Source organism: Lachnospira hominis (ex Hitch et al. 2025) (assembly GCF_040096395.1).
GTDB classification, from domain to species: domain Bacteria; phylum Bacillota; class Clostridia; order Lachnospirales; family Lachnospiraceae; genus Lachnospira; species Lachnospira hominis.
In genome coordinates, this window is sequence record NZ_JBBMES010000003.1 from 173,899 (window position 1) to 196,193 (window position 22,295).

At 36.3% G+C, this 22,295-nt stretch carries 19 protein-coding genes; 13 read left to right on the plus strand and 6 right to left on the minus strand.

The window, feature by feature from the left end; all coding sequences use genetic code 11:
- Window positions 1-28 precede the first annotated feature (28 nt).
- The 3 genes from WMO38_RS04405 to WMO38_RS04415 are packed head-to-tail and all read left to right on the plus strand — an operon-like array spanning window position 29 to window position 5,014.
- Window positions 29-1,774 (plus strand): ABC transporter ATP-binding protein, encoded by a 1,746-nt coding sequence (locus WMO38_RS04405; RefSeq protein WP_349161663.1) that lies wholly within the window; start codon window positions 29-31, stop codon window positions 1,772-1,774.
- Window positions 1,775-1,792: 18 nt separating this feature from the next.
- Window positions 1,793-3,679, plus strand: coding sequence for an ABC transporter ATP-binding protein (locus WMO38_RS04410; RefSeq protein WP_349161664.1), 1,887 nt, complete (start codon window positions 1,793-1,795; stop codon window positions 3,677-3,679).
- A 54-nt stretch (window positions 3,680-3,733) separates the two neighbouring features.
- Window positions 3,734-5,014 (plus strand): amidohydrolase family protein, encoded by a 1,281-nt coding sequence (locus WMO38_RS04415; protein ID WP_349161666.1) that lies wholly within the window; start codon window positions 3,734-3,736, stop codon window positions 5,012-5,014.
- 60 nt (window positions 5,015-5,074) lie between these two features.
- On the opposite strand, the gene WMO38_RS04420 is transcribed toward WMO38_RS04415, so the two are convergent.
- Window positions 5,075-5,995, minus strand: coding sequence for a M15 family metallopeptidase (locus tag WMO38_RS04420; RefSeq protein WP_349161668.1), 921 nt, complete (start codon window positions 5,993-5,995; stop codon window positions 5,075-5,077).
- Between the two features lie 203 nt (window positions 5,996-6,198).
- On the opposite strand from WMO38_RS04420, the gene WMO38_RS04425 reads away from it, so the two are divergent.
- The 7 genes from WMO38_RS04425 to WMO38_RS04450 all read left to right on the plus strand — a co-directional run bounded on the left by WMO38_RS04425 (window position 6,199) and on the right by WMO38_RS04450 (window position 13,622).
- Window positions 6,199-7,371 carry a CdaR family transcriptional regulator gene (locus tag WMO38_RS04425; RefSeq protein WP_349161669.1) on the plus strand — a complete coding sequence of 391 codons (1,173 nt, stop codon included), beginning with the start codon at window positions 6,199-6,201 and terminating at the stop codon, window positions 7,369-7,371.
- Window positions 7,372-7,491: 120 nt separating this feature from the next.
- Window positions 7,492-8,883, plus strand: a complete 1,392-nt coding sequence (locus WMO38_RS04430; RefSeq protein ID WP_349161670.1) for a GntP family permease — start codon at window positions 7,492-7,494, stop codon at window positions 8,881-8,883.
- A 41-nt stretch (window positions 8,884-8,924) separates the two neighbouring features.
- On the plus strand, window positions 8,925-8,990 hold the full coding sequence (locus WMO38_RS15205; RefSeq protein ID WP_353964011.1) for an NAD(P)-binding domain-containing protein: 66 nt from the start codon (window positions 8,925-8,927) through the stop codon (window positions 8,988-8,990).
- Between the two features lie 17 nt (window positions 8,991-9,007).
- The gene (locus WMO38_RS04435) at window positions 9,008-9,484 is read left to right on the plus strand and encodes an NAD-binding protein (protein ID WP_349161671.1); all 477 of its coding nucleotides are present in this window, start codon (window positions 9,008-9,010) and stop codon (window positions 9,482-9,484) included.
- A 69-nt stretch (window positions 9,485-9,553) separates the two neighbouring features.
- Window positions 9,554-10,792 (plus strand): glycerate kinase type-2 family protein, encoded by a 1,239-nt coding sequence (locus WMO38_RS04440; protein ID WP_349161673.1) that lies wholly within the window; start codon window positions 9,554-9,556, stop codon window positions 10,790-10,792.
- A 331-nt stretch (window positions 10,793-11,123) separates the two neighbouring features.
- Window positions 11,124-12,170, plus strand: coding sequence for an aldose epimerase family protein (locus tag WMO38_RS04445; protein ID WP_349161674.1), 1,047 nt, complete (start codon window positions 11,124-11,126; stop codon window positions 12,168-12,170).
- Between the two features lie 57 nt (window positions 12,171-12,227).
- A complete protein-coding gene (locus WMO38_RS04450; RefSeq protein ID WP_349161675.1) occupies window positions 12,228-13,622 on the plus strand; it encodes a uracil-xanthine permease family protein in 1,395 nt (464 codons plus the stop codon).
- On the opposite strand, the gene WMO38_RS04455 is transcribed toward WMO38_RS04450, so the two are convergent.
- Genes WMO38_RS04455 through WMO38_RS04470 form a run of 4 tightly spaced genes read right to left on the minus strand, consistent with a single transcriptional unit; the run spans window position 13,594 to window position 17,610 of the window.
- On the minus strand, window positions 13,594-14,712 hold the full coding sequence (locus WMO38_RS04455) for an NTP transferase domain-containing protein (protein WP_349161677.1): 1,119 nt from the start codon (window positions 14,710-14,712) through the stop codon (window positions 13,594-13,596). The two genes, WMO38_RS04450 and WMO38_RS04455, sit on opposite strands and share 29 nt — an antisense overlap.
- A 14-nt stretch (window positions 14,713-14,726) precedes the next feature.
- Entirely contained in the window at window positions 14,727-15,524 is a 798-nt protein-coding gene (locus tag WMO38_RS04460; RefSeq protein ID WP_349161679.1) for an ABC transporter ATP-binding protein, read from the minus strand.
- A complete protein-coding gene (locus WMO38_RS04465) occupies window positions 15,524-16,522 on the minus strand; it encodes a FecCD family ABC transporter permease (RefSeq protein ID WP_349161680.1) in 999 nt (332 codons plus the stop codon). The genes WMO38_RS04460 and WMO38_RS04465 overlap by 1 nt, the downstream gene beginning before the upstream one ends.
- Before the next feature lie 14 nt (window positions 16,523-16,536).
- Complete coding sequence (locus WMO38_RS04470) at window positions 16,537-17,610, minus strand: ABC transporter substrate-binding protein (protein ID WP_349161682.1); 1,074 nt, start codon at window positions 17,608-17,610, stop codon at window positions 16,537-16,539.
- A gap of 126 nt (window positions 17,611-17,736) precedes the next feature.
- Here WMO38_RS04470 and WMO38_RS04475 point away from each other — a divergent pair, with 126 nt between their 5' ends.
- From WMO38_RS04475 to WMO38_RS04485, 3 genes are read left to right on the plus strand one after another with little or no spacing between them, the layout of a single operon-like run.
- A complete protein-coding gene (locus WMO38_RS04475) occupies window positions 17,737-18,528 on the plus strand; it encodes an FAD binding domain-containing protein (protein ID WP_349161683.1) in 792 nt (263 codons plus the stop codon).
- Between the two features lie 23 nt (window positions 18,529-18,551).
- A complete protein-coding gene (locus WMO38_RS04480) occupies window positions 18,552-19,019 on the plus strand; it encodes a (2Fe-2S)-binding protein (RefSeq protein ID WP_349161685.1) in 468 nt (155 codons plus the stop codon).
- Window positions 19,019-21,307, plus strand: a complete 2,289-nt coding sequence (locus tag WMO38_RS04485; protein ID WP_349161686.1) for a xanthine dehydrogenase family protein molybdopterin-binding subunit — start codon at window positions 19,019-19,021, stop codon at window positions 21,305-21,307. The genes WMO38_RS04480 and WMO38_RS04485 overlap by 1 nt, the downstream gene beginning before the upstream one ends.
- Here WMO38_RS04485 and WMO38_RS04490 read toward each other — a convergent pair.
- The gene (locus tag WMO38_RS04490; protein WP_349161687.1) at window positions 21,294-22,124 is read right to left on the minus strand and encodes an AraC family transcriptional regulator; all 831 of its coding nucleotides are present in this window, start codon (window positions 22,122-22,124) and stop codon (window positions 21,294-21,296) included. The genes WMO38_RS04485 and WMO38_RS04490 overlap by 14 nt on opposite strands.
- Window positions 22,125-22,295 lie beyond the last annotated feature (171 nt).

Here is a 22,295-nt window from a genome sequence, read left to right on the forward strand (position 1 = left end):
ATTTAATCGAAGGGAGAATGATAAAAATATGATAAAAACATTAGCAAAATGTATTGGCAAATATAAAAAAGAATCAATTATAACGCCAATATTTACTGCAGTTGAAGTTTTTTTGGAAATTCTTATTCCATTTATAACAGCCTCAATAATTGATAAAGGAATACAGGCCGGAGATATGAGAAAGGTTGGTATTTATGGTGGAATAATGCTTATTATAGCATTTTTGAGCCTTTTTTGTGGTATACAGGCAGGAAGGTATGCGGCGGCAGCATCAACAGGATTTGCGTGTAATCTGAGAGAGAAAATGTATGAAAATATACAGACATTTTCATTTTCTAATATTGATAAATTCAGTACAGCAGGTCTTGTAACACGTATGACAACTGATGTAACTAATGTACAGAATGCTTATCAGATGATAATAAGGATTGCTGTGAGAGCACCTCTCATGATGATTTGCAGTATTACAATGTGTGTAATAATAAGTCCGAGATTAAGTATTATATTTCTTGTTGCACTTATATTTTTAGGATTTGTACTTTTCTTTATTATATATAAAGTAACACCGATTTTTACATCAGGTTTTGAAAAATATGATGAACTCAATGCGAGTGTTCAGGAGAATATTTCAGGAATTCGTGTTGTTAAGGCATTTGTACGTGAGGAGCATGAAAATAAAAAGTTTAATAAAGCGGCAGATAATCTTTATAAAACATTTGTTAAAGCCGAGTCATTTCTTGCATTTAACAATCCGACTATGATGCTTGTTGTATATGGATGTATTGTTGCATTGTCATGGTTTGCTTCACATTTTATTGTGTCGGGTTCAATTACAACTGGTAATCTTACATCAATGTTCAGTTACGTAATGAGCATGCTTATGGCACTTATGATGCTTTCAATGATATTTGTAATGGTTTCAATGAGTGCGGCAAGTGCAAGGCGTATTTCAGAAGTTCTTAATGAAAAAGCGGACCTTGCCAATCCGGAAAAACCTTATGAAGAAGTGGAAGACGGAAGAATCGATTTTAATCATGTTAATTTTTCATACAGAAAAAACAGTACAGAGGATACTTTACATGATATTGATATTCATATTAATGCAGGTGAGACAATTGGTATTATTGGTGGTACAGGATGTGGAAAATCAAGTTTTGTGAGCCTTATAAGCCGTCTTTATGATGTTACTGAAGGTTCTGTATGTGTTGGCGGAAAAGATGTAAGAACTTATGATATGGATGCACTCCGTAATCAGGTGGCTGTAGTATTACAGAAAAATGTCCTGTTTTCAGGAACAATACTTGACAATCTCAGATGGGGTGATGACAATGCTTCATATGAAGATTGTGTTGAGGCATGTAAACAGGCATGTGCTGATGAATTTATCGAGAGAATGCCTAAGAAGTATGATACATGGATAGAACAGGGCGGTACTAATGTTTCAGGTGGTCAGAGACAGAGACTCTGTATTGCGAGAGCATTGCTTAAAAAACCAAAGGTTCTTATTCTTGATGATTCGACAAGTGCTGTAGATACTGCAACAGACGCAAAAATCAAACAGGCATTTGCCCAGAAAATTCCGGGAACAACAAAGATTATAGTTTCGCAGAGAATTTCAAGTATTCAGGATGCCGATAGAATTATTGTTCTTGAAGATGGAAAAGTCAGTGGCTTTGATACACATAAGAATCTTATGGAAAATAACAAAGTTTACCGCGAAATCTGTGAAGTTCAGATGCAGGGCGGCGGCGATTTCGACGAATCGGCAGAATAGTGAGAATAGGAGGAAGACATGAAAAATAAAAATGAGAACAAAGAGAAGAATCCGCTTTTATTATTAAAAAGACTTCTTTCTTATATAGTAAAAAATTATAAATTGGCATGTTTCATGGTGGTTGTTTGCATATTGGTTTCAGCACTTACAACATTGTGTGGAACTCTGTTTATACAGAAACTTATTGATAATTACATTGTGCCTCTTACCCAGATGGCAGTTCCTGATTATTCACCGCTTGCACAGGCTCTTTTAAAACTTGTAGCAATATTTGCAGTGGGTGTTTTATGTTCCTACGGATATAACAGAATTATGGTAAATGTCGGTCAGGGTACTATGAAAAAGCTCCGTACAGAGATGTTTACTAACATGGAATCACTTCCAATCAGATATTTTGATACACATGCACATGGAGATATCATGTCGGTATATACAAATGATATTGATACATTAAGACAGCTTATAAGCCAGAGTATTCCACAGGTTCTTAATTCACTTATAACACTTGTATCAACATTTGTAAGTATGATAGTTCTTGATATACCACTTACAATTGTATCTGCTATTATGGTTGCAATTATGCTTTTTGTGACATCAAAGCTTTCCGCTGCATCCGGCAGATATTTCGTTGAACAGCAGAAAGATATCGGTAAGGTAAATGCTTATATTGAGGAAATGATGGAAGGACAGAAGGTTGTTAAGGTATTCTGTCATGAGCAGGAAAGTCTTGAACAGTTTAAGCAGATTAATAACAAGTTAAGAGAAAGTGCCAATAATGCTAATAGGATTGCAAATATTACAATGCCTATCAATGGAAATATAGGAAATATAAGTTATGTTTTGTGTGCACTTGTAGGTGGTGTGCTTGCATTAAGCGGGTTTTCCGGACTTACTATTGGTACACTTGTAGCATTTCTTTCATTAAACAAGAGTTTCACACAGCCTGTAACACAGATAAGCCAGCAGATAAGCAGCATTGTAATGGCTATGGCAGGTGCTGGCAGGGTATTTGATCTTTGTGATGAAGTACCGGAGACAGATGAAGGTGATGTTGAACTTGTAAATATATGTTATGATTCAAATGGTGAAATTCATGAAACTGAAGAACAGACAGAGATGTGGGCATGGAAAAAACCAAATGCTGCAAACAAAGATGAAATGTATACAAGACTTCAGGGTGATGTTACATTTGATGGAGTTGATTTTGGATATAATCCTGACAAAATCGTGCTTCACGATATAAAAATGTTCGCAAAACCTGGTCAGAAGCTTGCGTTTGTAGGTTCTACCGGTGCCGGAAAGACAACAATTACCAACCTTATTAACAGGTTTTATGATATACAGGATGGTAAAATCCGTTATGATGGAATTAATATTAATCATATTAAAAAAGACGATTTACGCCGAAGCCTGGGCATTGTTTTACAGGATACCAACCTTTTTACAGGCACGATTATGGACAATATCAGATATGGAAGACTTAATGCAGCTGATGAAGAATGTATGGCTGCCGCAAAGCTTGCTAATGCTGACGGATTTATAAAAAGACTTCCTGATGGTTATAACACAGTGCTTACCGGCGGTGGTGCGAACCTTAGTCAGGGACAGCGTCAGCTTCTTGCAATAGCGAGAGCAGCAGTTGCAGATCCTCCTGTTCTTATTCTTGATGAGGCGACTTCTTCTATTGATACACGTACAGAAAAACTTGTACAGCGTGGTATGGATGCACTTATGACAGGAAGAACTTCATTTGTTATCGCTCATCGTCTTTCTACGGTACGGAATGCAGACTGTATTATGGTTATGGAACAGGGAAGAATTATTGAGCGTGGTACACATGACCAGCTTATGGAAGAAAAAGGCAGATATTATCAGCTTTACACAGGAAAGTCAATCAGTGCGTAAGATTTTGCTTAATTGGTATTAAATAAACATTTCAAAAACACGGGGTATAAAAATATGAAATATGCTTATATTAACGGAAAAATACTTGACGGAACCAAAGATATGCAGGTAAAAGAGGGCTTCGTCATACTTACGGACAATGATAAAATTGAGGATATTGTCAATGCAGGCACGGATTTGAATGGATATGAAAAAGTTGATTTAAAAGGCAGATATATTATGCCCGGTCTTATAAATATGCATGTTCATCTTGCAGGTAATGGTAAGCCGCAGAAAAAACAGCGTGATAATGAGAAGCTTGTAAAAATACTTATGGGAAATGCACTTATGCGTTCAATTGCATATGGTATGGTTGCCGGATTTGCAAAAACAGAGCTTATGAGCGGCGTGACAACAATAAGAACGGTTGGCGGACTTGGAAGTTTTGATACAAAATTAAGAGATGAGATTAATGCAGGAACAAAGATGGGACCTAGAATACTTGCCGCTAATGAAGGGATTTCTGTGCCTGGCGGACATATGGCTGGCTCTGTTGCTGTTGCGGCGGACAGTATAGATACAGCCTTAAAACATCTGGAGCAATCGGAAAAAGAAAAGGTTGATTTGATAAAACTTATGATTACAGGCGGCGTAATGGACGCAAAAGAAAAAGGTGTTCCGGGTGAATTAAAAATGTCTCCTGAAATGGTAAAGGCAGTCTGTGACAAGGCACATGAAAATGGCTATGTCGTTGCTGCACATGTTGAATCTCCGCAGGGGGTGCGTGTTGCACTTGAAAATGGAGTTGACTCAATTGAACACGGTGCAAAAATTGATGATGATACAATTAAGTTATTCAAGGAAAGAAAGGCATTTCTTTGTACAACAATTTCACCTGCACTTCCGTATGCATTGTTTGATCGTTCAATTACTAACGCAACTGAAGTTGAACAGTTTAACGGAAATGTTGTGTTTGAGGGAATAATTGCATGTGCGAAAGCGGCACTTGAAAATGATATACCTGTCGTTCTTGGCAATGATGTTGGATGTCCGTGGATTACACAGTATGATTTCTGGAGAGAATTGTATTATTTCCACAAATATACGGGCGTTTCCAATGCGTTTGCACTGTATACGGCAACCGCAAGAGCCGCCGAAATGGCGGGAATCGGTGATATTACCGGTACGCTCGAAAAAGATAAATGTGCAGATATGATTGTAACCGAGGAAAACCCACTCGATGACCTCAGAGCATTACGCCATGTAAAAATGGTTGTTTCAAGAGGAACGATTATGGAAAATCCTAAGGTTAAAATCAATAAGCGTGTTGAGACTGAACTTGATAAATTCCTATAAAAAAACCCCGCTGCGGCGGGGCTTTTTTATTCATATACTTCTCAATATTCAAATTTTTGCTTAATCCGGATATTCGCTTGTGATTCCAAAATATTCTTCAAGTGAAATCCAATTGCCATTGTTGTAAAGCTTTTCAGCGAGGTCTTTACCGACATATCTTAAATGCCATGATTCATACTGATAGCCTGTGTATGCGTCCTTACCCTTAGGAAAACGTATGCAGAAGCCGTATTTATAACAGTTGTCATTGACCCATCTGCCCTCTGCGGTATCGCCGAAGCTGTCATCTATAGAATTGAGGTCAAAACAGAGCCCTGTCTGATGTTCTGAGTTACCGGGTCTTGATGAATATGTATCTGCGGCAGCTTTTCCATCTCTTGCTACATAGGAATTATATAGATTTACCTGATAACTGTATGAACGGTAAGCACTTGCAATATAGATATTAAGTCCCTGTGAAGAAGCATCAGCCTGCATCGTACGCCATGCACTCATAAGTGTTCTGTCAAGACTTGTTGTGCTTCGCTGGCTTGTTACAGGAACCTCAGGGTCCTGAGGAATAAAATCACTTGGAAGAGAGTAAGTTTTATTGGCGATAAGCACCCCATCAACATATGTTATTCCATTGATAGTCTGGATTGAAAATCCTTTGGATGAAACAGACTGCGAATCAGCATACTGGCTTCCTGAATAATCAGAGCTGTTATCTGATGATGTGGAAACATCCTGAAATTCCTCAGATTTTCTGTTTTCGCTGCTGTTTTCACTGTTGTTTTCTGTTGCTGTTTTATTGTCATCAGTAGTAGTCTCAGTAGTAGTTCCGGCTGTCTTGTCGTTATTCCTTTTCTTACTGTTACAGCCCTTAAATGCGAGTACGAATATAATTACTAAAATAAAAACCGCAATGCCTGCGGCAAGTGTAATTTTTTGTCGTCTGACTACAGCTGCACGCTGTTTTCTTGTTAATCGGTTGTTTGCCATAGTTAATTCTCCATTCTGATTTTGCCGTTGTAGTGTGGCAGTTCATAAAACAAATCCATTATTGCATTTACAAAAGAAAATATCAAGTGTTGACGTTTCAATTAAAATAAATATATTGAAATGTTATGTTTTGAGTGGTATATTATTAATACATTTAAAAGAGCGAAAATTACAATTATTTTAAATATGAATGGAGAAATACAATGCATATATCGAAAAATGCTGCGATGCAGATAGTTGATGAAATATCGCAGCTTGTAAAACAAAATATTAATCTTATGGATGAGACGGGGCATATAATTGCAAGTTGTGATAAATCAAGAATAGGTGATTTTCACTATGGAGCATACAAAATCATTACGGAATGTCTAGATGAATATTATCTTAAGAAAGATGATAAGGAAAGAGGAATGAAACAGGGAATTAACCTTCCGCTTGAACTTGATGGTGAAATCGTTGGGGTTGTCGGAATTACCGGAAGTCACGATGAGGTAATAACAGCCGGACGTCTGATAAAAAAGATGACCGAAATTCTGCTTATGGAACGCCGTGTCAGTTATCATCAGCTCATGGATAAGCGTGTAAAAAATGCTTTTTTTGAAGAATGGCTTATAAATGACGGATATAAAAACTTTGATGATCTGAGAGAACGTGGAAAATCTCTTGGGATAGATATAGACAAGCCGGGAAGAATTATTATTGTAAGTATCGATGAACTTGATGAGTATAAAGATAATCAGGAGGGTCAGTCTGTAATTGCCAAATTTGAAAATAATGTTGCAGCATTTCTTAACAGAAATGGTTACAAGGCACATTTCAGAAATGCCTCAAGACAGATAATTCTTATAGATGATATGACAACAGAAAAGGTAATTGAATTTTCAAATGAACTTGCAGATTACATATATGAAAAGCAGAAACTGAATCTTAATATAGGGATTGCAGGGAAAAGTGATGATATGCATGAGGCATACATCCAGGCACATAGGGCGTGGAATGCAGCTGCAAATGAACATGAAAAGATTATCTGCTATGAGGATATGAGTCTGGAACTGCTTGTTAACTGTATTCCTGCCAAAATTAAGCTTGAATATATTACCAAGCTTTTCAAGAATTCATCTGTTGATGAAGTAAAAGAATATATGTCACTCCTGAAGGCTTATTATAAAGAGCAGGGCTCTATTCAGGCGGTGTCTGATAGTCTTTATATACATAAGAATACATTGCAGTACAGGATTGGCAAGTTGAAGGAACTGACCGGATATGATGTCAGAAAACCATCCGAAAATCCGGCATTATATATGGCATATCTTATTATGCAGGATATAGAAATGGAAAAAAGTGAAACATATGCTTTGTTACATGAAACAAAATAATTTGAATAATTATGTTACGTGTAACATGTGAAAAGATTTGCTTCCGTGATATGATTGCACCATAGACAGTACGAGCTATTGTACAAATCGTATAAAAAATAACGAAAAGGGGTGTTTATTATGTCAGGAATAGCATTAATTATTGTCTTTATTTTAGCTATCATAGTCATGATAGTAGCAATTTCAAAGTTTAAGGTTCATCCTTTCCTTGCTATCATGGCTGTATCACTTATTCTTGCTATAATTGCAGGAATTCCATTTGTTGATACAGTCACGGCAGACGGAAAGAAGATTTCCGGAATTCCAACAGTAATCGGAGCAGGATTTTCGGGAACATTCAGCAGCATCGGTATTGTAATTATTCTTGGTGCACTTATCGGTTCAGTTCTCGAAAAGACAGGTGCAGCATTAAAGCTTGCCGATATGGTAATTAAAGTTGTTGGTAAGAAGAGACCTGAACTTGCTATTGAACTTATGGGATGGGTTGTTTCAATCCCTGTTTTCTGTGATAGCGGTTTTGTTATTTTGAATCCAATTAGAAAAGCTCTTGTAAAGAGAACAGCAGTATCAAGTGTAGCTATGACAGTTGCTTTGTCAGCAGGTCTTTATATTTCACATGTATTTATTCCACCAACACCTGGTCCGATTGCAGCAGCAAGTACCCTTGGTGTAGGTGATAATCTTTTACTTGTAATGGGACTTGGTGTTGTATGTTCGATATTCCCTCTTATTGCAGGTCTTATCTATGCAAAGTTTATCGGCAAGAAAGTAAAGAGTGCAGACGAGATGGGCGATAATGCAGAAGTAGCAAAAACATATGAAGAACTTGTTGCAGAATATGGCAAACTTCCTAATGGATTTAATGCACTTGCTCCAATTCTTGTTCCAATTATACTTATGGCACTTGGCTCAATTTCATCTATGGCCGGCTGGACAGGAGCACTTGATATCGCCTGCCAGTTCTTAGGAAAGCCAATTATTGCCCTTGCAGTTGGTACAATATTTGCAGTAATCCAGCTTGCAACTGCTCATAAGATGAGTGATTTTTATAACATTACTAATGAGACATTAAAAACTGTTGGTCCTATTCTTTTTGTAACAGCAGCAGGTGGTGTTCTTGGTAAAGTTATTTCTTCAACATCAATGGTAAGCTACATAACACAGCATGCAGAAGTGCTTTCGGCAGTAGGTATATTCTTCCCGTTCATACTTGCAGCAATATTAAAGAGTGCACAGGGTTCATCAACAGTTGCTATTACAACAACAGCAGGTATACTTGCTCCGCTTCTTCCTGTACTCGGACTTGCAACACCTGTAAAGTCAGTACTTTGTGTAATGGCTATTGGTGCCGGTGCCATGACAGTATCACATGCTAACGATTCATATTTCTGGGTTGTTACTAACTTTGGTGATATGACACCTGAACAGGGATATAAGACGCAGACAGTATGTACATTAATCATGGGTATTGCATCTATGGTTGAGATATTCATACTTTCATTATTCTTATAATTAAAATGCTGTTAAAATGATATAAAATCAGGAGGATTTATATGGTTATTGGGTTTATCGGACTTGGAATAATGGGGAAACCAATGGCTAAGAATCAAAAGCCATAGATGGAACAGTTGCATTTATGGTTGGCGGAGATGAGAATACATTTGAAAAATATAAAGAAATACTTTTTAAAATGGGTTCATCTGTAACCAGATGCGGTGAGCTTGGAGCAGGAAATACAACTAAACTTGCTAATCAGATAATTGTAGCAGGTAATATACAGGCAGTGTCAGAAGCATTTATTCTGGCAAAAAAGGCCGGTGTTAATCCTGAGTGTGTCTTTGAGGCAATAAAAGGCGGACTTGCTGGTTCTACAGTAATGAATGCAAAAGTGCCTATGATGATTAATGATGATGTAAAGCCGGGATTCAGGGTTGATTTACACATCAAAGATTTGAATAATGCTTTGGAATGTGCACACAGTGTTGGTGCTGTTGTTCCAATGACATCACAGATTCAGGAGATAATGCAATATCTTCATAATAATGGAGACGGAAGCAGTGACCACAGTGCAATAATTCATTATTATGAGAAACTGGCAGATATCAAACTTTAATATTTGTATTTCGATAAAAACCAGAAAAGTCTGGTATATAATAGAAAATCAGACGGAAAGGGGAAACATATGAATTATGAATTAAAAAAGGTTGCAGATAATATAATAGATGCAGCAATAAAAGCTGTTCTGCCGGATAAAGCAGTAATAAGAGCACTTGAGAATAAAGAATTTCCCGGCAGGGTAATTCTTGTTTCAGTAGGAAAAGCAGCATGGCAGATGGCAAATGCTGCATCAGAATATTTGGGCGATAGAATAGATAAAGGTATTGTTATAACAAAATATGGACATGTCAAAGGTGAGATAGAAAATGTGACATGTTTTGAAGCAGGACATCCTGTGCCTGATGACAATTCCTTTAAGGCAACACAGAAAGTCCTTGATATGGTTTCTGATTTAAAAAGTAATGATACAGTTCTTTTTCTCCTTTCAGGAGGTGGAAGTGCATTGTTTGAAAAACCACAGATTTCAGGTGATGAGCTCTCAGACATAACTAACCAGCTTCTTTCCTGTGGAGCAGACATTGTGGAGATAAATACTATAAGAAAACGTTTATCTATGGTAAAAGGCGGAAGATTTGCAAAAATATGCGAACCGGCACATGTATATTCAATTGTGCTTTCAGACATACTTGGAGATCCTCTTGATATGATTGCTTCCGGACCGGCGTGTCCTGATTCTACTACATGTGAGGATGCAAAAAAAATTGTAAATAAATATAACCTGAAGCTTTCACCGGATGCTGAAAAGCTTATGGAGGTTGAAACACCAAAAAAACTAGATAATGTTACGACATTGATTAATGGCAGTGTAAGAGAACTTTGCAATGCAGCGGCAAAAGAATGTGAAAAACATGGTTTTGAGTCGGTAATTCTTACAGACCAGCTTTGCTGTCAGGCGAAGGAAGCAGGAAGTTTTCTTGCCTCTATAGCAAAAACACATTGCCATGGTAATAAAAAGACAGCCTATATTGCCGGTGGCGAGACAGTTGTTAATCTCACCGGACATGGCAAAGGCGGAAGAAATCAGGAGATTGCACTGTCAGCAGCCAGTGGAATTGATGGTATTAAAAATGCTGCCATATTCAGTATCGGAAGCGACGGAACTGATGGTCCGACAGATGCCGCTGGAGGATATGCTGATGCTGATACTGCGGGAGAACTCAGAAAGAAAGGCATTAATATATTTGATGTTCTAAGACAAAATGATGCATATAATGCGTTAAAAGAAACAGGCGGACTTATTATAACTGGTCCGACCGGAACAAATGTTAATGATGTTGCTGTGCTTCTTATTGATTGCGATTGATAGGTTAATAAGAAGAAGCCGGTAATATTCATATAAAAGTACCTTCCATCCTATTTGCAGGACTGCCACACTAAGTGATTGGTTTGGCAGTCCTTTTTATTTACGCGTGTAACGAGCCAAAGTCCGTGCTTGCACGAGACCTTGGTGAGTGCCGCGATAACTTGAGAAACCCGCGGAGCGTGTTTCTCATAGTTTATTAGGACTGAAGTATATAATTGAATTTAATATGTGTAAAAATGCCAACATGATTTGCTTTTAAAAAATAATCGGGATATAATTAAATAAAATTAACGTGAATATAAATATTGATTTATAGAGGAGGTACAATTTTATGGTGAAAAATTTTGGACAGTTATCATCAGGGGAAACAGCACATCTTTACAGTTTAATGACAGATATGTTAAGGATTTGTGTCACTGATTTTGGCGGAACACTTGTGAGTGTGGAAGTTAAGGATAAATCAGGCAAATTTGTTGACATAACGCTTGGTTATGATGATGTTGCAGGTTATGAAAATGACAATGACTGTTTTGGGTTTAATATCGGAAGAAATGCAAACAGAATTTCCAATGCACAATTTACCTTAAATAATATTAAATATGTACTTGCAAAAAATGATGGGGAAAATAATCTGCATAGCGGGCCACATCTTTTTTCAAAAAGAATGTGGCATGTAACAGAATACAGGGATGATTCAATTATATTTGAAATTGAGAGCCTGCATCTTGACCAGGGATTTCCCGGAAATGCAAAGTTTTATATTATATACAGAATAACAGGCAGTAATTCATTTGAGATTGAGTATAATGCGGTTTCTGATATGGATACAGTAATTAATATGACAAATCACAGTTATTTTAATCTTAATGGAGAGGGAAGTGGAAGTATTGTTAATCATAAGACCGTTATACATGCAGTTTCTTTTACACCATTAAGAGCCGGTGCAATTCCTACAGGAGAAGTTCGTGCAGTTGAGAAAACACCTATGGATTTTAGAAAAATAAAAAGAATAGGTGATGATATTAATTCAGAATATGAGCAGATTAAGATTGCGGGAGGCTACGACCATAACTGGGTGATTGACCACCCTGATTCACAGAAGCTGGCTGAATGTGTGGAAGTTTACGGAGACAAAACCGGTATTGCTATGAAGATAAGCTCGGATTATCCGGGAATTCAGATGTATACAGGCAATTATATTGGAAATGTAAAAGGAAAACACGGACATATATACGCACCTCGTGATGGGGTATGTTTTGAGCCGCAGTATTTTCCGGATGCAGTCAACAGACCAGAGTTTGAAAGTTCTGTATGTAAGGCGGGTCAGAAATTTGATAAAAAAATAAAGTATGTTTTTTTTAATGAGAAATATTGCTAATATTTGTATTTTGAATTATATTGTTCATTGAAAGATTTATTAATAAATGGAGGATTTATGAAAAAAATTAGCGAACTTATGCCGGAGGCATATGATTTTAATGGAAAGCTTCCATTGAAGCAGGCAATACCACTTGGACTTCAGCATGTTATGGCGATGTTTGTTGGTAATCTTACACCGCTTCTTATTATAACCGGTGCATGCGGGATTGGTGCAGGAAGTGAATATGCATCTGTTCAGGTTGCACTTTTACAGAATGCGATGATTATAGCCGGTATTGTAACACTTATTCAGTTATTTGCAATTGGACCAATAGGTGGAAAAGTACCTATTATTATGGGTACAAGTTCCGGATTTATAGGAGTATTCAGCAGTGTAACTAAAATTATGGGCGGTGGAGTATTAGCTTATGGAGCACTGATGGGGGCATCTATTATAGGAGGCTTGTTTGAGACTGTACTTGGAGCATTTATTAAACCTTTGAGAAGATTTTTTCCATCAGTAGTGACAGGAACTGTAGTTTTATCTATAGGTTTGTCACTTATATCAGTTGGTATTAATTCTTTTGGAGGTGGAAATTCAGCTAAAGATTTTGGCTCTTTGGAAAATCTTTTTCTGGCTTTTGTTGTCCTTGTAGTGATATTGTTTTTTAAACATTGGACGAAAGGATATATTAGTTCATCAGCTATACTTATTGGAATTATAGTTGGTTATATTGTTGCATTTATTATGGGATTAGTTCTTCCACATACAGCAGTTTCTGCTGATGGAGTAGAATATACAAAGTCATGGGTGCTTAACTGGAACAAAGTTGCAGAGGCAAAATGGATTGCAATTCCAAAGTTTATGCCGATAAAACCTGTATTTGACCTGAGAGCAATTTTGCCGGTACTTGTTATGTTTGTTGTTACAGCGGTAGAAACAGTTGGTGATATTTCGGGTGTTATGGAAGGTGGAATGCAAAGAGAAGCAACAGACAAGGAACTTTCAGGCGGTGTTATGTGTGATGGTATCGGTTCAACACTGGCAGCATTGTTTGGCGTTCTTCCTAATACATCATTTAGCCAGAATGTTGGTCTTGTTGCAATGACAAAGGTTGTTAACAGAATAGCACTTGCTTCAGGAGCTGTTTTTCTTATACTCTGTGGACTTATTCCAAAACTAGGTGCATTAATTTCAATTATGCCTCAATCTGTACTTGGAGGTGCTGCAGTTATGATGTTCTCATCAATTATAGTAAGCGGTATTCAGCTTATAACTAAAGAATCTCTAAATGCAAGAAGACTTTCTATAGTTTCAGTTGCACTTGGAGTAGGTTATGGTATGGGAGTCAGTCCGGCAATTCTTTCACATACACCACAGGCAGTCCAGCTTATATTTGGTGAATCTGGTATTGTTCCGGCAGCATTTGTTGCAATAATACTTAATGTGATATTGCCGAAAGACGAATAATATCATCCGGTGTGTCAATATCATATAATTCATATTTATCCTGTGCAGGAACAGCAATGACCTGTGCAGGATATTTTTTAATAAGAAATCCGCCACCTTTGTGTTCTGGGAGATTTAAAAGTTCGTTAAAATAATGAGATGGAAATATACATGGAGAGCCGGCATTTCCGTTAAAACTAAGTCTGCATATTTTATCATTATGATAAACAAATAAAAGACAAAGAAGTTGTAGGCTTGTTCTTTTTATTAATGGTTGATCTGCTGGCAGAAATAAAATTCCACCAGAATATGAATTATTAATAATATGTGTCACGCCGATACGTATCATGTCATTTCTGTATGGCATATCATGTTTTATAAAATGTATATTTTCATGTCTGCATATATCGGCTACATCGTTGTGGCGTGTCACAACAATACAGTCTTTAAAATTTACAAAGCGGCTTTCTGATATAGCATTTTCAATAAGCGTTTTTCCATTAAAGTCAGCAGTCAGCTTATTATGACCAAATCTTTTTGACATGCCTGAGGCCATGATAATGCATGAGAGGTTATTGAATATAGTGTCTATATCTATAAGAAGTACATCTTTTCGTGAACGTATTTTGTCAAGAAAAGATGTTGACTGTTTCCTTATTATAGCTAATACATGTGAACTGTTCAGAAGTTCAAATATAGAAGTCTGGAATTGAATGCAGGAACTTTCAAGATATCCGAGTTCATCAATAACAAAAAATCTATTATTTGAATTGTCAATGTGTGAACGGATAGCCGGTATGGCACATTTAAGAAAACCTTCTTGTACGGCTTTCATGTTATTGCCTTTTGATAAAGAATCAGGGTTTGCGGTTAGTGGAGTGCCTATTGTATATTCACGTGCATTTTCAATAAGATTAGATTTTATAACTACTTCAGGTTTCATGGTTTTGTAACTTCGCAAAAAATCAAAATTTTCATTTAAAAGTACGCATAAATTATTTAAAAGAGTTGATTTGCCACTGCCCTTGCAACCTGTAATAAAAAGATGTTTCTTGCCGGTTATATTGTAAAAATTAAGGACCGCTGAAGCATCCATATAAAAATTATTCATAATAATCCCATCCTTTATAATGAAAGAACTGTTTTGTGTAATCTACCGTTAGCATCGGCACATTCAACTACATTAATATTACTATATAAAAATGACATTTTTTCATTGATTTCTGTAATATCTGCTGTATGGACATCAATATCAGATATGATTTTTCCGTTTTTCATAAGAAATATTACATCGCTGTATTCAAGTGCCAGTTCAGGACTGTGGATACACATTATTACACATTTATTATTTCTTGAAATATGAGTTATATGCTTCATAAGCATATGTCGATTTGCAAAATCAAGAGCACTGTCGGGTTCATCAAGAAGCAGAAGAGGAGTATCTTCTATAAGCGTTCTTGCAAGTATGCATAACTGTTTCTGCCCTTCACTTAAAGTTAAAAAATCAGTGTTGTATAAACCGGCAAGCCCTACAGAATCGATAGCTTTATCAACCTTCTGTCTCATATTACTGCTGTATGATTCAAATATCCGAAGATGTGGATTAAATCCTAAAAGACATACTTCTCTTACCGTCATACTTATATTTATTCCGGTTTTCTGCGGTATATAGCTTATTAACCGGGCTCTTTTTTTTACTGACATTTTTTCCAGTGTTTTTCCGTTAAGTCTGCATATGCCATTGTGACCGGTAAGATTCATAACAGCTTTCATAAGGGAAGTTTTGCCACATCCATTATTTCCGATAATAGCATAAATATGTCCAGAATGTGCATTAAAGCTTACATTTTCAACAGCACATTTATGACCATAGTATACAGATACATCTGATATATCAAGTGTTGGAACGATTAAATCAGGCATTACAAATCCTCCTTTTTGTTTGATTTTATAAGAAGAATTATAAGCAGCGGTGCCCCAATAACAGATGTAAATATACTTACAGGAAGTTCGGATGATGATAAACTTCTTGCAAAAATATCTGAAAGAGTCATTATAATAGTGCCGGCAAAACCACTTGAAATGTATGTGAAACGGTCATTTCTTCCAGTGAGCAGTCTGGCAATATGTGGGGCTATAAGACCGATAAAACTTATGAGACCGGTTACACATATTATTGATGAAACTATTAACGTCGCTGTAATCAGTATAATGAATCTGAATATTGTGACATTTACACCTAAAGAAGCTGCTTCATCTTCATTGATAGATAGTATTAGAATTTGCCTGTATAGTAAAAGTATAATAAAGAAACCAATAAATGTTATAAAAAAGGGAATAGCAATACTGTCGATAGATATACCATTGAGACTTCCCATAATCCAATATTCTATGGATGCAAGCTGTTTTTCCGGGTCAGCAGCAAGTTTTAAAAACATAAGAATTGTCTGTGCAACAGAGTGGATTGCAATACCTGTAAGTATTATGGTGTATCTGTTTTTTCCCGGAACTGCATATGCTGTAAGAAGTGTAATCGAAAGTGCAATTAGACCTCCTGCAAATGCACATATTGAAATAAATGGTGCTGAAGCTGAAACTGCAACGATAGCAAATGCTGCACCGGCACTTGCCCCGGATGAAACACCTGCAATATCAGGCGATGCAAGAGGATTTTTAAATACCAGCTGGTAAACATAACCGGCAATTGAGAGACCAAACCCACCAATAATTCCCATAATTACACGTGGTAAGCGGAGACGGAAAAACACCATAAGCATCATTTTATCGCCGTCCAGCAATCCTTTTATTGTAAGTGGATATTGTCCTGTAAAAACTGACCATATGGATACTGCAATAAGAAGCAGTACCCATATAACAGATAAAAATATAATTTTGTTTTTGTAGTTAGTGATTTTTAACATAAATCATTCCCGTATTATTTTGAAGGTGTAAATCCATAGAAATTTTTATAAAATTCTGTTACGCATGATTCGTAGAAATCTTTTGTTATTTTATCAGGATGAAGGATATGTGCAATATAAATACTGCCGAGAAAACTTCCTGGTACCGGAGAGTCCCATGCTTCAATATCATTTGGAAGCTTTACAACATTTTTATTTTTAATTGCTGTGCAGTTTGCAAGATTGGCATCATTTAATACATCGTCAACAGAGTATGATGCATCAGCAGCTATAATAATATATTCAGGATTCCATGCAAGAATCTGTTCGTAAGAAACATTTGCCCAATAAGTATCTGTAAGTTCAGATGCAACATTTTTTCCACCGGCATTTGTAAGAAGCGTATCCTGATACATATGACTGCCTGCTGTTGACAGAACAGAACTGTTGCCGGCAAGATATACAGATGGGGCTTTTTCATCTGCAACTTCGTTTTTTGTACTTGTTAAAAATGTATCTATTGAATTATTAAGAGCAGTAGCTCTTCCATATGTATTAGTTATTTTTCCAGCTAAAGTTATGCATTCCTTTAAAAGTGACTGATCTTCAGGATTTACAACAACTGCCTTAATACCAAGTTCATCAAGTGTATCGGCAGCTTTTTTTAATTTCATCGGAAGAAATACTACATCAGGAGCAGCTGCAACGCATGCTTCTGTATTAAATTCTTTTGCAGTTCCCATATTAGGCAGATTTACTGCTGAAGGAGCAGCAAGTTTATATATATTTCGTGTGTTTGCTTTTGCTTCAATACCAACGAGCTTATCTGTTAATCCCAGTGCGATAAGAAGACTTGTTGAAATATAGTATGAAGAAGCAATTTTTTCAGGAGCTTTATCAAATGTTACAGTTCTTCCAGCCTGGTCTGTAACAGTGAGAGGGTAACTTACACCGATTTCGTTGAAATTAGACATGATTTCAAAAGCAGATGTAGTATTTTCTGTTGTGTTTTTATCATTGCTGTCAGAATGTGAAAAGTTGCATGCAGTGACAGAGACAAGCATAATCATCGATAATGCGACAGCTGATATTTTTTTGAAAAATTTCATTATTAAAATCCTTTCATTAATTTAATTTAGCAAATAGAGTTTATCAGATTGACAATATTTTTACAAGCCGTTATATTTATAACAGTTAAATGCAGAATACTGCAAAATTAAAAGATTGGAGTTTTTATGCTTAATATACAGAATTATATTAAAGTTGAAAGTCTTGAAGAAGCTTATGAGCTTAACCAGAAAAAGAATAACAAAATTATTGGCGGTATGATGTGGATGCGTATGGGCGATAGCAGAATAAATACAGCAATCGATTTGTCAGGACTTGGACTTGATAGAATTGAAGAAAATGATGATGAATTTAGAATTGGATGTATGGTAACATTAAGACAGTTGGAAGTTCATGATGGATTTAATCAATATACCGGTGGATGTGTAAAAGAAGCTTTAAGACATATTGTCGGGGTTCAGTTCAGGAATCTTGCGACAGTTGGCGGAAGTGTATTTGGAAGATACGGTTTCTCAGATGTGCTTACACTTCTGATTGGATTAGATTCTTATGTTGAATTGTATAAGGAAGGTATTGTCAGGCTTGAAGACTATGCTGGTCGAAGCTATGACAATGATATTATTATAAATATTATTGTAAAGAAAAGACCGGTGCATATGTTTTATGAAGCAGTGAGAATTACTGAAACTGATTTGCCTGTATTGACATGTTCAGGAGTAAAGTTTGCAGATACAGGTTTATGTAATATTTGTATAGGTGCACGACCTGGGAAGGCTGTTATTGTTAAAGATACTCATGACATACTTTCATCTGGAATTAGTGAAGAATCAATAGAAAAATTTGCTGATTTTGTTGAAAAAAATCTGCCAACACAGGGAAATATGCGTGGAAGTGCCGGTTATAGAAGCCATCTCGCAGGTGTTCTTACAAAAAGAGCTTTAATAAATATTAATAAATAATTGAGATTCAGATGGGAGAATATATGTTAGTTAATATTAAATTAAATGGAAAATCTGTCGTATCTGACATAGCCGCTGATATGACACTTTATGATTTTGTGAGAAAACACGGATGCTATAGTGTAAAATGCGGCTGTGAAACTTCTAATTGTGGTCTGTGCACAGTGTTTCTTGATGAAAAACCTGTTCTTTCATGTTCAGTTCTTGCTGTAAGAGCGGATAAATGCAGTGTAACAACGCTTGAAGGTATTCAGGAAGAGGCTTCTGAATTTGTAACTTTTATAGCAGACCAGGGAGCTGAACAGTGTGGTTTTTGCAATCCGGGATTTGTTATGAATGCAATTGCACTTTTCAGAGAAAATCCATATCCGGATGAAAATGAAATTAGAGAATATCTGTCAGGAAATCTCTGCAGGTGTTCAGGTTACGAAGGGCAGCTTAGAGGAATTCTTAATTATATTAAAGCTAAAAAAGAAAAGGAGTTACAGTAATGAAAGCAGTTAATAAAGCTATACGAAAAAAAGATGCGATGCAGCTTCTGCTTGGAAAGCCTGTGTATACAGATGATATTGCACCAGATGACTGTCTTATTGTGAAGTTGTTGCGTTCTCCTTATGCTAATGCTGTCATTAAGAATATTAATGCGGATATAGCAATGAAAGTACCTGGAATAGAGGCAGTTTTTACATATAAAGATATTGACCAGAATATGAAACGTTTTACATGTGCCGGACAGACATATCCTGAGCCAAGTCCGTATGACAGGCTCATACTTGACAGACATGTAAGATTTATAGGGGATCCTGTTGCTATTGTTGCCGGGGTTGATGAAAAGTGTGTTGATAAGGCAATGAAGCTTATAAAAGTAGAATATGAAGTACTCGAACCTGTACTAGATTTTACTAAAGCGAAAGATAATAAAATTCTCGTTCATCCGGAAGATAACTGGGAATCACTTTGTCCTGTCGGAGCTGATAACAAAAGAAATCTTTGTGCACATGATGAGAGTGGTAATGGAGATATAGATAAAGTCCTGAATGAGTGTGATGTTGTTATTGACAGAACATATCATACAAAAGCATGCCAGCAGAGTATGATGGAGACTTTCAGGACGTTTTGCACAATAGATACATATGGCAGACTTCATGTTGTAAGCTCAACACAGATTGTATTCCACTGCAGAAGAATCATATCACATGCACTTGGAATTTCGCCATCAATGATAAGAGTTACAAAGCCTAGGATTGGTGGTGGTTTTGGAGCAAAGCAGACGTCTGTTTCAGAGATATATCCTGCATTTGTAACTTGGATGACAAAAAAGCCTTCAAAGATTATTTTTTCGAGAAAAGAATCATTGTCAGCATCATCACCAAGACATGAGATGCAGATGCATGTAAGACTTGGTGCAACAAAAGATGGCATAGTAAAAGGGATAGATTTGTACACATTGTCAAATACTGGGGCATATGGTGAGCACGGACCAACTACGGTCGGACTTTCAGGGCATAAATCAATTCCACTTTATGGAAAGGCAGAAGCATTTCGTTTTGTAAGTGATGTTGTATACACTAATGTTATGTCAGCTGGTGCATATAGAGGGTATGGTGCAACGCAGGGACTTTTTGCTGTAGAATCTGCAGTAAATGAACTGGCAGATATTCTTCATATGGATCCATTTGAAATAAGATTGAAGAATATAGTAAAAGAGGGAGATGTAATGCCGGCTTATTATGGACAGGTAAATACAAGCTGTGCATTGGACAAATGTCTTTTAAAAGTTAAAGAAATGATAAAGTGGGATGAAAAATATCCTATGCGTAAAATTTCCGATACAAAAGCCCGTTATGTTGGAATGGGAATGGCAATGCAGGGTTCTGGTATTTCCGGCGTAGATGTAGGAAGTGCAACTTTAAAGCTGAATGATGAAGGTGTCTATACAATGAACATAGGTGCAGCTGATATGGGTACAGGTTGTGATACCATACTTGCACAGATTGCAGCAGAAGTTCTTGAATGTAATACTGATGATATAAGCGTATTTGGTGCAGATACTGATATTTCACCTTATGATTCAGGTTCATATGCATCAAGTACAACTTATATAACCGGTAAGGCTGTTGAAAATTGTGCATTAGAATTACGTGACAGAATTGAAACGCTCGGTGCAAAAATACTTGGATGCAATAAATGTGATGTTAAATTCGATGGCAGCAAAGTAATATGTGAATCAGGCAATAATAAAGATAAGAGTGTAACACTTGCAGATATTGCCACAGCATCAATGTGCGGAAATGATATATCACTTTCTGTTACTAATACTCATTCATCACCAATCTCGCCGCCACCATTTATGGTTGGTGCAGCAGAAGTTGAAGTTGATCTGCTTACAGGTGAGAGCCATATTGTTGAATATGATGCATGTGTAGATTGTGGAACTCCGGTCAATCCAAATCTTGCAAGAGTACAGGCAGAAGGTGGCATTTTGCAGGGAATTGGAATGGCAATGTCAGAAAATATCACATATTCAGATAAAGGAAAACTATATGAAAACTCTTTCTTACAATATAAAATACCATCTAGAATGGATATTGGACATATTAATGTTGAGTTTGAGAGCAGTTATGAAAACGCAGGTCCATTTGGTGCAAAATCGATAGGTGAAGTAGTAATTAATACACCGCTTCCTGCAATTACAGATGCATTAAGCCATGCAGCAGGAAAACGTTTTTATGAACTGCCGATAACTCCTGAGCAGATTGCAATGTCTAATTCATTGTAAGCATTTTTTTATAACTGCTTGGCGACATTCCCATATTTTTCTTAAAGACATCACCGAAAAAGTTGCTGCTGTTGTAACCACACAGCACAGCGATTTCTGTGATGCTTTTTTCTGAAGAAATTAGCAGGGATTTGGCGGCTTCAATCCTTGTTTTTGTCAGATATTCCTTAAATGTCATGTTTGTGAATGCTTTTATTTTCTTTGACAGCCCTGATTCACTGAGTCCGAATTTCTTTGCAAGTCCAGGAAGGGTCAGGTCATTTCCGTAATTGTCATCTATATAATGAAGAATCTCGCCGGTAGTGATATTGGACAGGTCAGTTTTCTTAATGATTTCATCATTGTATCGGTGGCATCTTATAATGTAAATAATCATTTCAAAAAAATAAGCCTTTGTGAGAGGGGCAGAAAGATTATCAATATTATACTTTTCAAACTGGATTTTTTCAAATAATGAAGAAAGATTAGAAAAACTCTTTCTTGACAACTTTATATGGCGGTTTATGAAAAGATTGTCGATTTCTTCCTTAAAATTATCGTCAAAATACCAATTGAGCTGTTCTGTTGATATGTATAAGACTGTTCTTTTTACATCCACTGTATCATAATATACAAATGTATGCTCTTTAAAAGCAGGAATAAACAGAACACTTCCGTCTTCAAGGGTATATTTTTCATTTTCTATATAAACATGGCATTTACCTGACTGCAAAAAGTATATTTCATTAAACTGATGTGAATGTGAAAGAGGAGGCAATCCTTCAACATGTCGGGTTCTATGGTCAATTACAAAGTCTTTACTGATTTTTTCTAACATACTATATAATCCTCACTTTTTAATCTTTAGAATTTTTAATCAGGACTTATAACGATACTTTTTATAAAAGTCCTTATTTTATGTAAATTATAATTTATTTTGCAGATAATTGGTAGTATGTTTTTGGTAACAAATTTATATATGAAGTCATAAAATATTCACAAAAACTCA

What these genes read in the sequence shown, in the direction of transcription:
- WMO38_RS04475 (WP_349161683.1), top strand. Translation starts at nt 17,737, where the DNA reads ATGCTTAATATACAGAATTATATTAAAGTTGAAAGTCTTGAAGAAGCT.
- WMO38_RS04450 (WP_349161675.1), top strand. Translation starts at nt 12,228, where the DNA reads ATGAAAAAAATTAGCGAACTTATGCCGGAGGCATATGATTTTAATGGA.
- WMO38_RS04445 (WP_349161674.1), top strand. Translation starts at nt 11,124, where the DNA reads ATGGTGAAAAATTTTGGACAGTTATCATCAGGGGAAACAGCACATCTT.
- WMO38_RS04420 (WP_349161668.1), bottom strand. Translation starts at nt 5,995, where the DNA reads ATGGCAAACAACCGATTAACAAGAAAACAGCGTGCAGCTGTAGTCAGA.
- WMO38_RS04485 (WP_349161686.1), top strand. Translation starts at nt 19,019, where the DNA reads ATGAAAGCAGTTAATAAAGCTATACGAAAAAAAGATGCGATGCAGCTT.
- WMO38_RS04405 (WP_349161663.1), top strand. Translation starts at nt 29, where the DNA reads ATGATAAAAACATTAGCAAAATGTATTGGCAAATATAAAAAAGAATCA.
- WMO38_RS04465 (WP_349161680.1), bottom strand. Translation starts at nt 16,522, where the DNA reads ATGTTAAAAATCACTAACTACAAAAACAAAATTATATTTTTATCTGTT.
- WMO38_RS04470 (WP_349161682.1), bottom strand. Translation starts at nt 17,610, where the DNA reads ATGAAATTTTTCAAAAAAATATCAGCTGTCGCATTATCGATGATTATG.
- WMO38_RS04460 (WP_349161679.1), bottom strand. Translation starts at nt 15,524, where the DNA reads ATGCCTGATTTAATCGTTCCAACACTTGATATATCAGATGTATCTGTA.
- WMO38_RS04425 (WP_349161669.1), top strand. Translation starts at nt 6,199, where the DNA reads ATGCATATATCGAAAAATGCTGCGATGCAGATAGTTGATGAAATATCG.
- WMO38_RS04455 (WP_349161677.1), bottom strand. Translation starts at nt 14,712, where the DNA reads ATGAATAATTTTTATATGGATGCTTCAGCGGTCCTTAATTTTTACAAT.
- WMO38_RS04415 (WP_349161666.1), top strand. Translation starts at nt 3,734, where the DNA reads ATGAAATATGCTTATATTAACGGAAAAATACTTGACGGAACCAAAGAT.
- WMO38_RS04435 (WP_349161671.1), top strand. Translation starts at nt 9,008, where the DNA reads ATGGTTGGCGGAGATGAGAATACATTTGAAAAATATAAAGAAATACTT.
- WMO38_RS04490 (WP_349161687.1), bottom strand. Translation starts at nt 22,124, where the DNA reads ATGTTAGAAAAAATCAGTAAAGACTTTGTAATTGACCATAGAACCCGA.
- WMO38_RS04440 (WP_349161673.1), top strand. Translation starts at nt 9,554, where the DNA reads ATGAATTATGAATTAAAAAAGGTTGCAGATAATATAATAGATGCAGCA.
- WMO38_RS04410 (WP_349161664.1), top strand. Translation starts at nt 1,793, where the DNA reads ATGAAAAATAAAAATGAGAACAAAGAGAAGAATCCGCTTTTATTATTA.
- WMO38_RS04430 (WP_349161670.1), top strand. Translation starts at nt 7,492, where the DNA reads ATGTCAGGAATAGCATTAATTATTGTCTTTATTTTAGCTATCATAGTC.
- WMO38_RS04480 (WP_349161685.1), top strand. Translation starts at nt 18,552, where the DNA reads ATGTTAGTTAATATTAAATTAAATGGAAAATCTGTCGTATCTGACATA.